Annotated in this window: 13 protein-coding genes; 11 read left to right on the top strand and 2 right to left on the bottom strand. The window is 68.3% G+C overall.

What is annotated here, in order from left to right:
* Positions 1–99: 99 nt before the first annotated feature.
* The 4 genes from KXV01_RS04210 to KXV01_RS04225 all read left to right on the top strand — a co-directional run bounded on the left by KXV01_RS04210 (position 100) and on the right by KXV01_RS04225 (position 5,584).
* Entirely contained in the window at positions 100–789 is a 690-nt protein-coding gene (locus tag KXV01_RS04210) for a glutathione binding-like protein (protein WP_263467522.1), read from the top strand.
* 161 nt (positions 790–950) lie between these two features.
* A complete protein-coding gene (locus KXV01_RS04215; protein WP_263467523.1) occupies positions 951–3,176 on the top strand; it encodes a S9 family peptidase in 2,226 nt (741 codons plus the stop codon).
* A 25-nt stretch (positions 3,177–3,201) separates the two neighbouring features.
* The gene (locus KXV01_RS04220; RefSeq protein ID WP_049414402.1) at positions 3,202–3,717 is read left to right on the top strand and encodes a cytochrome c oxidase assembly factor Coa1 family protein; all 516 of its coding nucleotides are present in this window, start codon (positions 3,202–3,204) and stop codon (positions 3,715–3,717) included.
* Between the two features lie 67 nt (positions 3,718–3,784).
* Entirely contained in the window at positions 3,785–5,584 is a 1,800-nt protein-coding gene (locus KXV01_RS04225; protein WP_263467524.1) for a DUF885 domain-containing protein, read from the top strand.
* Between the two features lie 222 nt (positions 5,585–5,806).
* On the opposite strand, the gene KXV01_RS04230 is transcribed toward KXV01_RS04225, so the two are convergent.
* Positions 5,807–6,271 (bottom strand): hypothetical protein, encoded by a 465-nt coding sequence (locus KXV01_RS04230; protein ID WP_049439393.1) that lies wholly within the window; start codon positions 6,269–6,271, stop codon positions 5,807–5,809.
* A gap of 185 nt (positions 6,272–6,456) precedes the next feature.
* Here KXV01_RS04230 and KXV01_RS04235 point away from each other — a divergent pair, with 185 nt between their 5' ends.
* From KXV01_RS04235 to KXV01_RS04250, 4 genes are all read left to right on the top strand, one after another.
* Positions 6,457–6,705 carry a hypothetical protein gene (locus KXV01_RS04235; protein WP_005420185.1) on the top strand — a complete coding sequence of 83 codons (249 nt, stop codon included), beginning with the start codon at positions 6,457–6,459 and terminating at the stop codon, positions 6,703–6,705.
* A 123-nt stretch (positions 6,706–6,828) separates the two neighbouring features.
* Positions 6,829–7,746: a bestrophin gene (locus KXV01_RS04240; protein ID WP_164283055.1), complete on the top strand. Its 918-nt coding sequence runs from the start codon at positions 6,829–6,831 to the stop codon at positions 7,744–7,746.
* Between the two features lie 19 nt (positions 7,747–7,765).
* A complete protein-coding gene (hemB, locus tag KXV01_RS04245) occupies positions 7,766–8,755 on the top strand; it encodes a porphobilinogen synthase (protein WP_049414398.1) in 990 nt (329 codons plus the stop codon).
* A 32-nt stretch (positions 8,756–8,787) separates the two neighbouring features.
* Positions 8,788–9,057, top strand: a complete 270-nt coding sequence (locus tag KXV01_RS04250) for a hypothetical protein (RefSeq protein ID WP_005411545.1) — start codon at positions 8,788–8,790, stop codon at positions 9,055–9,057.
* Between the two features lie 82 nt (positions 9,058–9,139).
* Here the strand turns inward: KXV01_RS04250 and KXV01_RS04255 are convergent, their stop codons facing one another.
* Entirely contained in the window at positions 9,140–10,003 is an 864-nt protein-coding gene (locus KXV01_RS04255) for a PD40 domain-containing protein (protein WP_049414397.1), read from the bottom strand.
* A gap of 48 nt (positions 10,004–10,051) precedes the next feature.
* On the opposite strand from KXV01_RS04255, the gene aroE reads away from it, so the two are divergent.
* From aroE to dinG, 3 genes are all read left to right on the top strand, one after another.
* Positions 10,052–10,897 (top strand): shikimate dehydrogenase, encoded by an 846-nt coding sequence (aroE, locus tag KXV01_RS04260; protein ID WP_049414396.1) that lies wholly within the window; start codon positions 10,052–10,054, stop codon positions 10,895–10,897.
* A gap of 3 nt (positions 10,898–10,900) precedes the next feature.
* Entirely contained in the window at positions 10,901–11,254 is a 354-nt protein-coding gene (locus KXV01_RS04265) for a hypothetical protein (protein WP_049439388.1), read from the top strand.
* A gap of 155 nt (positions 11,255–11,409) precedes the next feature.
* Complete coding sequence (gene dinG / locus KXV01_RS04270) at positions 11,410–13,512, top strand: ATP-dependent DNA helicase DinG (protein ID WP_099494952.1); 2,103 nt, start codon at positions 11,410–11,412, stop codon at positions 13,510–13,512.
* The last annotated feature ends 15 nt before the right edge of the window (positions 13,513–13,527 follow it).

Here is a 13,527-nt window from a genome sequence, read left to right on the forward strand (position 1 = left end):
GTTGCGGGGGAGAGGCGAGGTTACCGGCCCGCCATGACGGTGCCAACCCAACTCACGCACTAGACTTCAGGTTCCTTTCCGCACCCCCGAGCCGACGCCATGATCGACCTGTATTACTGGCCCACCCCGAACGGCCATAAAGTGACCCTGCTGTTGGAGGAAACCGGCCTGGAGTACCGCATCCACCCGGTCAACATCGGCTCGGGCGACCAGTTCAAGCCGGAATTCCTCGCCATTTCGCCCAACAACAAGATGCCGGCCATCGTCGACCACGCCCCGGCCGATGGCGGTGCCCCGCAGAGCGTGTTCGAGTCCGGTGCGATCCTGCTGTACCTGGCCGAGAAGACCGGCCGCTTCCTGCCCACCGACCCACGCGGCCGCGTCACCACCCTGGAGTGGCTGTTCTGGCAGATGGCCGGCCTGGGACCGATGAGCGGCCAGATGGGGCATTTCAATGTGTATGCCCCGGAAAAGATCCCGTATGCGATCGAGCGCTATGACAACGAAGTGCGCCGCCTGCACGGCGTGATGGACAAGCGCCTGGCCGAGCATGCCTTCCTGGCCGGCAACGAGTACACCATCGCCGACATGGCCAGCTACCCGTGGATCGGCGCCTACGACACGCTGCCGGTGGACTTCGCTGCCTTCCCGAACCTCAAGCGCTGGCACGAGGCCATCGCTGCGCGCCCGGCCACCCAGCGCGCCTATGCGCTGCGCCAGCAGGTGAACCCGAACGCCGGCAAGCCGCTCAGCGACGAGGAGCGCAAGCACCTGTTCGGCCAGCGTTGACCCCGGCATCTGAAGGTGGGTGCCGACCGTTGGTCGGCACTCGTCCGCACTGCTTATGGGCAGAAGGTCATGCTGCCTTCCCGCACGGGCTTGGTTAGGATGGAAGGACGACCGTCCCGCGCCACGCGTGGAGGCGGACCTGCCGTTTGCCGGGATCCTCCATGCGCCACCTGTTCGCTTCGCTTGCCCTCATGCTCGCCACCAGTACCGCCGCCCACGCCGAAAAGCTGACCCTGGAAGCCATCACCGGCCCGCTGCCGCTGTCCGGCCCGACCCTGATGAAGCCCAAGGTGGCGCCGGACGGGTCGCAGGTCAGCTTCCTGCGCGGCAAGGACAGCGACCGCAACCAGCTGGACCTGTGGACCTACGACATCGGCAGCGGCCAGACCCGCCTGCTGGTTGATTCCAAGGTGGTGCTGCCCGGTACCGAGACCCTCAGCGATGAGGAAAAGGCCCGACGCGAGCGCCAGCGCATCGCCGCGATGACCGGCATCGTCGATTACCAGTGGTCGCCGGACGCGCAGCGACTGCTGTTCCCGTTGGGCGGCGAACTCTACCTGTACGACCTCACGCAGCGGGGCCAGGCGGCCGTGCGCCAGCTGACCCATGGTGAAGGCTTCGCCACCGACGCCAAGCTGTCGCCCAAGGGCGGTTTCGTCAGCTTCATCCGCGGCCGCAACCTGTGGGTGATCGATCTGGCCAGTGGCAAGCAGCTGCAGCTGACCCGCGACGGCGGCACCACCATCGGCAACGGCGTGGCCGAGTTCGTCGCCGACGAGGAAATGGATCGCCATACCGGTTACTGGTGGGCGCCGGATGACTCGGCCATTGCCTTTGCCCGCATCGACGAGGCACCGGTGCCAGTGCAGAAGCGCTACGAGGTCTACGCCGACCGCACCGATGTGATCGAACAGCGTTACCCGGCTGCCGGCGACGCCAACGTGCGCGTGCAGCTGGGCGTGATCGCACCGGCCGCCGATGCGCAGCCGCGCTGGATCGACCTGGGCAAGGAACAGGACATCTACCTGGCCCGCGTCGATTGGCGCGATGCGCAGCACCTGAGTTTCCAGCGCCAGTCGCGTGACCAGAAGCAGCTGGAGCTGGTCGAAGTGGCGCTCGACTCCAACCGCCAGCGCGTGCTCGCCCACGAGACCAGCCCGACCTGGGTGCCGCTGCACAACAGCCTGCGCTTCCTTGAAGATGGCAGCGTGCTGTGGTCGTCCGAGCGCACCGGCTTCCAGCACCTGTACCGCATCGACAGCAAGGGCAAGACCACCGCGCTGACCCACGGCAACTGGCCGGTGGACGAATTGCTGGCGGTGGATGAGACGGCCGGCAAGGCCTACTTCCGTGCTGGCATCGAGACCTCGCGCGAAAGCCAGATCTATGCGGTGTCGCTGCAGGGCGGTGAGCCGCAGCGCCTGTCGAAGGCGCCGGGCATGCACAGCGCCAGCTTCGCCCGCAATGCCAGCGTCTACGTGGACAGCTGGTCCAACAGCACCACGCCGCCGCAGATCGAACTGTTCCGCGCCAACGGCGAGAGGATCGCCACGCTGGTCGAGAACGATCTGGCCGATCCCAAGCACCCCTATGCGCGCTACCGCGATGCGCAGCGCCCGGTCGAGTTCGGCACGTTGATGGCTGCCGACGGCAAGACCCCGCTGAACTACAGCCTGATCAAACCGGCCGGCTTCGATCCGTCCAGGCGCTACCCGGTGGCGGTGTACGTCTACGGCGGCCCGGCCAGCCAGACCGTCACCGACAGCTGGCCCGGCCGTGGCGACCATCTGTTCAACCAGTACCTGGCCCAGCAGGGCTACGTGGTGTTCTCGCTGGACAACCGTGGCACCCCGCGCCGCGGCCGTGACTTCGGTGGCGCGCTGTACGGCAAGCAGGGCACGGTGGAAGTGACCGACCAGCTGCGCGGCGTGGCCTGGCTGAAGCAGCAGCCGTGGGTGGACCCGGCGCGCATCGGCGTGCAGGGCTGGTCCAACGGCGGTTACATGACCCTGATGCTGCTGGCCAAGGCATCGAACCAGTACGCCTGTGGCGTGGCAGGTGCACCGGTCACCGATTGGGGCCTGTATGACAGCCACTACACCGAACGCTACATGGACCTGCCGGCGCGCAACGAAGCGGGGTACCGCGAAGCGCGCGTGCTGACCCATATCGAGGGCCTGCGTTCGCCGTTGCTGCTGATCCACGGCATGGCGGACGACAACGTGCTGTTCACCAATTCGACCAGCCTGATGAGCGCGCTGCAGAAGCGCGGCCAGCCGTTCGAGCTGATGACCTATCCGGGTGCCAAGCATGGCCTGTCCGGCGCCGATGCCCTGCATCGCTACCGTGTGGCCGAAGCCTTCCTGGGACGCTGCCTGAAGCCCTGATGCACAAACGGGAAGGAGCCCGCCGATGACACTGCCGCCGCCGATTCCCACCCATGGCCCGAAGCCTGCCGGCTGGTGGTCCCGTCACTGGCGCTGGGCGATGCCGCTGGCCGTGCTGCTGGTGTTGGCCGGTGCCGGTGGCGTGGTGGCCTGGAGCGTGCTGCGCTGGAGTGAGGCGGCACGCGAGAGCCCGCCGATGCGCGAGGCGATGCGCCGCGCCGGATGCAGCATCGAACTGGTGGAAGCCTTCGGCGAGCCGCTGCGTGCCGAGTCGATGCCGCTGGGCAGCATGCAGACCGCGATCAATGGCCAGCGCGACGTCGGCCTGACCGTGGCCCTGGAAGGCCCGCGCGCGCACGGCCGGCTGTTCGTGAAGGGCACCCGCAGCGACGACGTCTGGGACTATCCGGTGATGTATGTGCTGGGCGAGAACAAGCAGACGTTCGACCTGACCGCGCTGGATGATGACGAGGCTGCGCAGGAATGCGAGCTGCAGGCCTGCCGCGAACGCGGCGAATGCCCGCTGGCCGCGGCGTTGTGACCTCCGGCCGATTGTCGCCGCCGCGCTGAGCGCGTAGGGTGCGGGCAACCCTGTCCTGGAGTGCACCATGAAGCCGATCGCGTTGGCCATTGCCCTGGCCCTGACTGCCGCCCCGCTGATGTCCGCACCGCCGGCGCTGGCGGCACCCGCCGCCAAGGCCGCTATTCCGGCCAGCCCGACCTGGGTGACCCGCAGCAACGCACTGGCGCAGATCCTGCTCGATGCGCAGGGTCCGTTCCAGCCGGAAGAAACCGGCTTCTTCGGCGTGCCCGGCTATGACGACAAGGTGGCCGACCTCGGCGCGGACAACGGCAAGCGCTACCGTGCCGCGATGGCCAAGGCCCGCGATGAACTGAAAGCCAAGCTGGCCACCGAGCAGGATCCCAACGTCCGCCAGGACCTGGAGATCATGATCCACGCCGCCAACCAGAACATCGAAGGCAGTGAGCTCAACGAGAAGTACCTGCTGCCGTGGAGTGACGCGCCGCAGACCATCTTCAGCGGCCTCAACCTGCTGCTGTCCGACCAGGTGCCGGCCGAGCGCCGGGCCAAGGCGATCGACCGCCTCAAGGCCTACGCCGGGCTGCAGCCAGGTGGCACCGCGTTCACCACGCTGGCCCGCCAGCGTTACGAAGAGCGCTTGAAGGACGGCAGCCTGCTGCAGCCGACGAAGATCGAAGTGCAGCAGTCGCTGGACAACGTCGAGACCTACATCACCGGCATCGAGTCGCTGCTGAAGAAGTACCAGATCACCGGCGCCGATGAGGCAATGAAGGCCCTGGCCGGGCAGATGAAGGACTACGCCGCCTGGACCCGCAAGGACGTGCTGCCGAAGGCACGCACCGATGCGCGCCTGCCGGCGCCGCTGTACGCCTACCAGCTCAAGCAGGTCGGCATCGATATCGACCCGAAGCTGCTGATGCAGCGCGCGCAGCTGGAGTTCATGGAAACCCGCTCGGCGATGCAGCAGCTGGCGCCGCTGGTGGTGAAGGACAAGGGCCTGAAGGTGGCCGACCCGAGTGACCCGGTGGCGGTGATCCGCGCGCTGAAGGCCGACAAGATCGCCGACGACCATCTGGAAGGCCACTACCGCAAGGTGATCGATGCGATCGATCCGCTGATCCGCGAGCATGCCATCGTCGACGTGCCCAAGCGCGCCATGCAGATGCGCCTGGGTTCGGCCGCCGAGAGCGCGGCCAGCCCGGCCCCGCATTTCCTGCCGGCGCCACTGGTCAACAACACCGGGCAGCAGGGCACCTTCGTGCTGCCGCTGGGCAACCCGGCGGCGGGCCCGGGCGCACAGTACGACGATTTCAACTTCGGTGCGGCGGCGTGGACGCTGAGCGCGCATGAAGGCCGCCCCGGTCACGAGCTGCAGTTCACCGCGATGGTCGAGCGTGGTGTCTCGCTGGCACGCACCATGTTCGCGTTCAATTCGGTGAACGTGGAAGGCTGGGCGCTGTATGCCGAGGCCGAGATGGTGCCGTACGAGCCGCTGGACGGGCAGATGATCGCCCTGCAGTTCCGCCTGCTGCGGGCCGCACGCGCAATGCTTGACCCGATGCTCAACCTCGGCCTGACCGACCGCGCCAACGGCGAGCGCGTGCTGATGGAGCAGGTCGGCCTGTCCAAGGCGATGGCCACCCAGGAACTGGACCGCTACATGGTGCGCATGCCGGGCCAGGCGGGCAGCTACTTCTATGGCTACACCCGCATCCTCGAACTGCGCATGCAGACCGAGCTGGCACTGGGTGCGAAGTTCGACCGCCTGGCGTTCAACAACTTCCTGCTCGACCAGGGCCTGCTGCCGCCGGACCAGCTGGCCGACGCGGTGAACAAGGTATTCGTGCCGAAGTACAAGCGCTGAACGCCATCCGGTAGTGCCGGCCGCTGGCCGGCAAACGGTGTCGGTAGATGCCGGCCTTGGTCGGCGCTGCGGGCCCGTGCCAACCAAGGTTGGCGCCCACCAGAGCTATGCGTTGGTTGTGCAGGGGGTAGTGCCGGCCGCTGGCCGGCATTCCCTTGGGGCAGGAAGCATTCCTGAGGTTGCCGGCCAGCGGCCGGCACTACCTGCGGTTGTCCGCGTCGGTCACCGCTGCGGTTGCGGGGTGATCACCTGGGTCGGCAACCGTGCCGGCGGTTCCGGATTGGGTACCCAGATCGCCACGCCGGCGGCGCGCTTCTGCGTGGTCGGAATACCGATGCCGACGCCACCACCCACATGCGAGCCGAAGGTGCCGGCACCCACCGACATGCCGACCGGCGAACCGCTGCTGCCCACGCCCATCAGCACCACGCCATTGGCGCCCAGTGCCGCCGCTTCACGCTTCAGGCGTGCCACCGCGGCATCGGTCTGGCCCTGCGTGCCGAAGCCCACGGCAGATGCCGATTCCAGCTGGGCGATTTCCTGCGAGCCGGCCGGTGGCGTGGAATAGATCTGCACCAGTGCCGGATCGATCGGCGCGCGGGCGCGCCCCAGCATGACCTTGGAGGTGCTGGCACAACCGGCGGCGACCAGCAGGATGGCCGCCAGCGCGGCCCAACGGATGTTCATGGCACGACCCCTGTAGGACTGGTTGCGATCATCGGCGGGCCACTCTGAATCGGCGCCAACACCCGGGCCAGGGCACCCACGGCAGCACGCTAGCACGCGCCTGGTGACAGCCCCGCCAACGGCAGTAGGCGGCGACTGCGGGAACGACTATGGTGGACAGACCGAACCAACTGCGGGAGAGCGGAATGGGCGTGATCAGTCTGTTGTGGGGCGTACTGGCGCTGTTGTGGATGATCCTGGCGCTGATTCCGCTGCTTGGCTGGGGCAACTGGTTCCTGATCCCGTTCGCCGCCGTCGGCGCGGTGATCGCCGCGCTGGGCATCCTGTTTACCCATCCGACCAAGCGCGGCCGGGCCTGGGCCGGACTGGTGCTGAACGGCATCGTGGTGGTGGTCGGCATCCTGCGCCTGGGTCTGGGCGGCGGCGTGATCTGAGTCCCGGCGCCGGGTGCGACAGGGCGTCGCAGGTACGCGGCTGCCGGCCGGGCAGGGGCGTACAATGAGCGGCTGCGCGAGCCTCCCGCGTGCCTGTGATTCCGCGCCTGGCGCGGCTGCCCGATGATCATCCGACCCCGTCCCCACGGCTGGCAACTGCTGTATATCCTGCGCGGCTCCATCGTCAAAGCGATCGCGCCGAAGGTGCTGGCCATCCTGATCCTGTCCATTGCCGTGGCGGCCGTGGTGGAACTGGCCCCGCCGACCGGCATCGAACGCGTGTCGGTCACGCCGTTCACCCTGCTCGGCCTGGTCCTGTCGATCTTCCTCAGCTTCCGCAACAGCGCCTGCTATGACCGCTGGTGGGAAGGCCGCAAGCTGTGGGGCCAGCTGGTCTACGAATCGCGTTCGCTGGCCCGCCAGGTGCACCTGCTGCTGGCCGATGACGCCGGCCGCCGTCGCCGCATCGCGTACCTCACCACCGCGTTCGCCCATGCGTTGGCCGCGCGCCTGCGTGGGCGCATCGTGGCCCTGGCCGCCTTGCCATGGCTGGACAAGCCGCAACGCGAGCAGCTGGGCCAGCGCGAGAACGTGCCGGATGCATTGCTGTCGATGATCGCTGCCGAGCTGGCCCAGGCGCTGCGCGCCGGCGAGCTCGATCCGATCCTCTACACCCAGCTGGAGGAGCGCCTGCACGTGATGTCGTCGATCCAGGCCGGCTGCGAGCGCATCCTCACCACGCCGCTGCCGTTCGCCTACACCCTGCTGCTGCATCGCTGCGCGTGGATGTTCTGCGTGCTGCTGCCGTTCGGCCTGGCCAGTTCGCTGGGCTGGGGTACGCCGGTGCTGTCGGCGGTGCTGGCCTACGCCTTCTTCGGCCTGGACCAGCTGGGCGAAGAAATGGAAGACCCGTTCGGCCTGGAGCCGAACGACCTGCCGCTGGACGCGCTGGTGCGCACGATCGAGATCGACCAGCTCGACGCGCTCGGCGAACGCCCCTTGCCCGAACCCCTGCTGCCGCAGGGTTACCTGTTGCAATAGCCACTCCTCGGAGCCTGCCATGTCCCATCCGCTTTACCGCCCGCGCCGCATGCGCCACGACGAGTTCTCGCGCCGCCTGATGCGCGAGAACACGCTGACCACCGACGACCTGATCTACCCGGTGTTCGTGCACGAACTGGCAGGCCGCACCGCAGTGCCGTCGATGCCGGGCGTGGAGCGGCTGTCGATCGAAGAGCTGCTGAAGGTGGCCGAAGAGGCGCTGGAGCTGGGCATTCCGGCAATCGACCTGTTCCCGGTGATCGACCCGTCGCTGAAGTCGCTGGACGCGTCGGCGGCGTGGGCCGAGGACGGCCTGGCGCAGCGTGCGATCCGCGCATTGAAGTCGCGCTTCCCGGAACTGGGCGTGATGACCGACGTGGCGCTGGACCCGTACACCACCCACGGCCAGGACGGCATCATCGACGACAAGGGCTATGTGCTGAACGACATCACCGTGGAAGCGCTGGTCAAGCAGTCGGTGTCGCACGCCGAGGCCGGTGCGGACATCGTCTCGCCGTCGGACATGATGGACGGCCGCATCGGCGCGATCCGCCGTGCGCTGGATGCCGACAACCACATCAACGTGCGCATCATGGCCTACTCGGCCAAGTACGCTTCGGCGTTCTACGGCCCGTTCCGTGATGCGGTGGGCAGCGCGTCCAGCCTCGGCAAGGCCGACAAGAAGACCTACCAGATGGACCCGGCCAACGGCGACGAGGCCCTGCGCGAGATCGCGCTGGACCTGGAAGAGGGCGCCGACATGGTGATGGTCAAGCCGGGCATGCCGTACCTGGACCTGGTGCGCCGGGTGAAGGAGACGTTCGGCGTGCCGACCTTCGCCTACCAGGTCAGTGGCGAGTACGCGATGATGAAGGCCGCCTTCGCCAACGGCTGGCTGGACGAGCGTGCCTGCGTGCTGGAGTCGCTGCTGGGCTTCAAGCGGGCCGGTGCCGATGGCGTGCTGACCTATTTCGCGCCGCAGGTGGCGCGATGGCTGCGCGAGCGCTGACAATAGCGCCACGATAGACGGAGGACTGCGCGATGGGACCCGAACTGGGATGGATGCAATGGCTGATCTGGGGCACCGGTACGCTGGTGTTCGGTGCCATCATCGTCGGTGTCTTCATCGCTGCCTGGCGGGCTGGCAAGCGCCCGCCGGAGCAGCTTTCCGCCGCCCGCCACGTGGCCCGTGAGCAGGCCCTGCCGGATAGCGTGCAGGCCGAGCTGGCCGCGTTGAACCAGCGCAAGGACAACGGCCAGTTGAGCGAGATGGAGTACGAGCAGTTGCGCGCCAAGGTGCTGTCGCGCTGACGGGCAATCCCCGGGGTCGGATCCCTTTCCGCAGGAAAGGGCTCTGACCCCTTCGCGGGCGCCATCCACGCATGGCGTGGATCTACCGCACGCACCCGGCCACCGCCGCCACCCTCGGCACCGCCAACCGGTACACGTCCACGCCACCGGCGCGCGGCGCCTTCGCCGCGCTGCTGGCCACCATCATCTCGCCGGGCTTGGCGTTGTCGATCACCGGCGCGCCGGTCCAGCCGCCGGCCTGGTTGAACGACAGCCCCAGCGGCTGCAGCGCCACACCGCTCCACGCACAGCCGCTGCTCCAGACCTGCGCGGTACTGCCGTGGCCGCGGCTGAACACCACGGCGCCGTCATGGCCCAGCCAGTCGCCGTCGGTCTCGTCGTCGGCGCTGTTCAACGCGCTCAGTGCGGTGGCCGGGCCACGCACGCCCTGCGCATCCAGCGTCGCTACGAACAGATCCCAGCCGGCGCCATGGCCTTGCTGGCGGGCAAACAACAGCTGCTTGCCATCCGCGCTCAGGGCCGGCCCGCGCTCTTCCCGGCGCCCGCCGTCACCGGCCAGCGGCTGCGCCGGGCCCAGCCGGCCATCGGTGGCCAGCGCAGCGCGGTACAGCGCCAGCGCGCCCTCGCGACCGGCCGCGAACAGCAGCCAGCGGCCGTCACGGCTGAAGTAGGGATCGCGGGCTCCACCGGCCACGCCGACCGGCAGTACCTGTGCCTGCTGCCAGCGACCGTCCACCACGCGCGCGTGCCACAGGCCCCAGCCGGCCTCGCCGCGGCGGGCGAAGACGATGCGCTGGCCATCGGCGCTGATCGTGGCGCGGCCTTCGTCGGCGCGGGTCGAGACCACGCCCATGCCTTCGATGCCGTACTCGTTCAACGCCATCGCCACGGGGGCAGAGAGTAGACTGGCGGCGAGCACCAGCAGGGGCGGGGTGATGCGCATCATCCGGTTCCGTGCACGAAAGAGCATCAGTCTAGCCAGCTTGAGGATTCCATGACCGACCGTTACGCCGTCTTCGGACACCCCGTTGCCCACTCGAAGTCGCCGCAGATCCACGCGACGTTCGGTCGCCAGGAAGGCATCGCCATCGACTATCGCGCGATCGACCTGGCCCCGGAGGCGTTCCTGGCCGGCCTGGAGGCCTTCGCTGCCGAGGGCGGTGTCGGTGCCAACGTCACCCTGCCGCACAAGGAAACCGCGTTCTCGGCATGCACCACGCTGACCGCACGGGCGCGCCGCGCCGGATCGGTCAACACGCTGCTGCGCAAGGGCGACCGTTGGCACGGCGACACCACCGATGGCATCGGCCTGGTGCGCGACCTGACCGACCGCCACGGCCTGGATCTGCGCGGCCGCCGCGTGCTGATGATCGGCGCCGGTGGCTCGGCGCGCAGCGTCGCCCCGGCGCTGCTGGATGCCGGCATCACCGAACTGGTGGTGGTCAACCGCACGCCGGAGCGCGCCGACGAACTGATCGACGCGATGGGCGAGCCGGGCCGCGCGATCAGCCGCTACTGGGAAGACCTGCGCGAGCTGGGCGACTTCGAACTGATCGTCAATGCCACCTCGGCGGGCCGCGACCGCGACGTCGAGTTCAAGCTGCCGCTGTCGCTGGTCAATTCGATGACCACCGCCGTCGACCTGAACTACGGCGAGGCCGCCATCGCCTTCCTGGCCTGGGCCCGTGCGGCGCAGTGCCGTAACACCGTCGACGGCCTGGGCATGCTGGTCGAGCAGGCTGCCGAGAGCTTCCTGCAGTGGCACGGCGTACGCCCGCAGACCGACGAGGTCTACCAGGCGCTGCGCCAGGGCCCGGCTGTGTTGGCCGGCGAGGACTGATCGATGGACGGCACGACCCTGATGGTGACCGTGCTGAGCATGGTCGGTGTGCGCCTGCCGGTGCTGATCGCGCTGTGCGTCGGCCTGGTCTGGGTGGTCGGTGCACCGCGCGATGCCACCCGCACCGGCGCGCTGGTCGGCCTGCTGCTTTTGCTGTTGTCCAGCCTGGGCGGCCTGGCCGCGGGCCTCCTGCCGATGTGGCTGGTCAGCAGTGGCAACTTCAGCGCCATCTCGGGCATGAGCGCCATCTTCGGCGTACTGCACTTCGCGCTGGCGATGGTCGAGGCCATCGGCGTGGTGCTGCTGGTGTGGGCGCTGGTGCGCCTGCTGCGGCTGCGCGGCAACGCGGTGCAGTGACACCCCGGTGACGGCCCAGGGCCGTCGCCAGCAGCGTACGGTGTGTTCATCCAGCCGCCGGGCGTCGCCGCTGCCCCGTTCAGGCAGCCAGCGGCGGCGGACATGGCCGGCCATGCGACAATGACCGGCCCGATCCAGCCACGGTAATTCCCGGCGTGACCGAAACCGTCGCCGCTCCGCGCACGCTCGATGACACCTTGAAGGACGCGATCCGCAAGGCGTACACGACGCTGCAGGCCAATACCCCCGGCTTCTCCACCCGTCGCTCGCAGAGCCAGATGATCGGCGTGGTGTCGCGCGCGCTGTCGAAAAGCGGTGGCGTTGGCGTGGTCGAGGCGCCGACCGGCGTCGGCAAGAGCTTGGGCTACCTCACCGCCGGCGTACCCATTGCGCTGGCCACCAGGAAGAAGCTGGTGATCAGCACCGGCACCGTAGCGCTGCAGTCGCAGCTGGTTGAGCGCGATATCCCGAATTTCCTCAAGGCCACCGGCCTGGAAGCAACCGTGGCGCTGGCCAAGGGCCGTACCCGCTACCTGTGCACGCGCAACGCCGCCGAAGCACAGGGCGAGGGCTCGCAGGGCGGCATGTTCGAGGATGATGCACCGCTGTTCGACCGGCCGCTGGCGCCGATCGAGATGGACATCGCCAAGCGCCTGACCGACGCCTTCACCGGCGGCAGCTGGGACGGCGATATCGACAATGCGCCGGAGACCATCAGCCCCGGCCTGCGCAGCCGCATCACCACGCCGGCTTCGGGCTGCGCCGGGCGCCGTTGTGCGTATTCGGCGCAGTGCGCGGTGCTGCGTTCGCGCAATACCGTGCGCGATGCGCAGATCGTGGTCACCAACCACGCGCTGCTGCTGTCGGCGTTGTCGATCGGTGACAGCGACAACGGCCAGCCGTTGATTGCGCCGCCGTCGGACATGCTGCTGGTGCTGGACGAAGGCCATCACATCGGCAACGTGGCCATCGACCAGGGTGCGGCCAGCCTGGCGCTGGATGAAATGGCCAAGCGCACCGGCCGCCTGCAGATCCTGATTGCCGGTGCCTACCGCGCGGTCGACAAGGACCGCCTTGGCAATCTGCTGCCGAACGAAGCGATCGAGGTCGCCAGCAACGTCGCCAAGCAGCTGCGCGCGTTCCGCGATCACATCGAGCGCGTGTGGATGCCGGCACCGGCGGACGAAGAGCCGATGTGGCGCGCGGCCAACGGGCGCCTGCCCGAGGCCTGGCGCGAGCCGATCGAGGCGCTGGCCGACGATACCCGCAGCCTCTACAACTGGGCGCATGCCGCCACCGCGCAGGTGGCCAAGGGCAAGCCGGACGATGCCGCACGCGAGCGCCTGCAGCGCAACCTGGGCATGGCGCTGGAAATGATCGAGCAGCAGTACAACCTGTGGCAGGCCTGGCGCCGCGAGGACAAGGACGGCGCGCCGCCGATGGCGCGCTGGGTCACCGCCACCCGCGACGGCGACCTGGTGCTGCACGGCTCACCGGTGTCGGCCGCGCACGTGCTGCGCAAGCTGCTGTGGGATGAAGTGGACTCGGTGGTGATGACCTCGGCGACGCTGACCGGCGGTGGTGATTTCCAGTCGCTGGCGATCGACAACGGCATTCCGGAAGAAGCCGAGATGGTCTCGCTGTCGTCGCCCTTCGACCTGCCCAACCAGGCCGAGCTGATCGTGCCGAAGTTCCCGGTTACCCCGGACGACCGCGAAGGCCATCCGCGCGAAGTGGCGCGCTATCTCGACACCGAGCTGGACTGGCGCAAGGGCTCGATGGTGCTGTTCACTTCGCGCTGGAAGATGGAGAAGGTGGCCGGTCTGATGCCGGCCGCGCGGCGCAAGCAGGTGCTGGTGCAGGGCGAGATGTCCAAGACCCGCCTGATCGAGGAACACCTGCGGCGCGTTGAGGCAGGCGAAGGCTCGGTGCTGTTCGGGCTGAATTCGTTCGGTGAAGGCCTCGACCTGCCCGGCGAAGCCTGCACCACGGTGGTGATCACCCAGGTGCCGTTCGCGGTGCCGACCGACCCGCAGACCGCCACCCTCAGCGAGTGGTTCGAAGGGCGTGGGCTGAATGCCTTCAACCTGATCGCCATCCCGCACGCGCTGCGCACGCTGACCCAGTTCGCCGGCCGCCTGATCCGCACCTCCACCGACACCGGCCGCGTGATCATCCTCGATTCGCGGCTGCTGACCCGCCGCTACGGCAAGCGCATCATCGACGCGCTACCACCGTTCAAGCGCGTGATCGGCTGAAAAAAGGGACGGAGG

Origin of the sequence: Stenotrophomonas sp. Ps181, from assembly GCF_025697425.1 — a bacterium.
GTDB lineage: Bacteria > Pseudomonadota > Gammaproteobacteria > Xanthomonadales > Xanthomonadaceae > Stenotrophomonas > Stenotrophomonas sepilia.

Excerpts from the sequence above, each read along its gene's own strand:
- KXV01_RS04250 (WP_005411545.1), top strand. The coding sequence starts at position 8,788 with ATGGGACCCGAACTGGGATGGATGCAATGGCTGATCTGGGGCACCGGT.
- KXV01_RS04220 (WP_049414402.1), top strand. The coding sequence starts at position 3,202 with ATGACACTGCCGCCGCCGATTCCCACCCATGGCCCGAAGCCTGCCGGC.
- KXV01_RS04240 (WP_164283055.1), top strand. The coding sequence starts at position 6,829 with ATGATCATCCGACCCCGTCCCCACGGCTGGCAACTGCTGTATATCCTG.
- KXV01_RS04230 (WP_049439393.1), bottom strand. The coding sequence starts at position 6,271 with ATGAACATCCGTTGGGCCGCGCTGGCGGCCATCCTGCTGGTCGCCGCC.
- KXV01_RS04210 (WP_263467522.1), top strand. The coding sequence starts at position 100 with ATGATCGACCTGTATTACTGGCCCACCCCGAACGGCCATAAAGTGACC.
- KXV01_RS04225 (WP_263467524.1), top strand. The coding sequence starts at position 3,785 with ATGAAGCCGATCGCGTTGGCCATTGCCCTGGCCCTGACTGCCGCCCCG.
- KXV01_RS04265 (WP_049439388.1), top strand. The coding sequence starts at position 10,901 with ATGGACGGCACGACCCTGATGGTGACCGTGCTGAGCATGGTCGGTGTG.
- KXV01_RS04255 (WP_049414397.1), bottom strand. The coding sequence starts at position 10,003 with ATGATGCGCATCACCCCGCCCCTGCTGGTGCTCGCCGCCAGTCTACTC.
- aroE (WP_049414396.1), top strand. The coding sequence starts at position 10,052 with ATGACCGACCGTTACGCCGTCTTCGGACACCCCGTTGCCCACTCGAAG.
- KXV01_RS04215 (WP_263467523.1), top strand. The coding sequence starts at position 951 with ATGCGCCACCTGTTCGCTTCGCTTGCCCTCATGCTCGCCACCAGTACC.
- hemB (WP_049414398.1), top strand. The coding sequence starts at position 7,766 with ATGTCCCATCCGCTTTACCGCCCGCGCCGCATGCGCCACGACGAGTTC.
- KXV01_RS04235 (WP_005420185.1), top strand. The coding sequence starts at position 6,457 with ATGGGCGTGATCAGTCTGTTGTGGGGCGTACTGGCGCTGTTGTGGATG.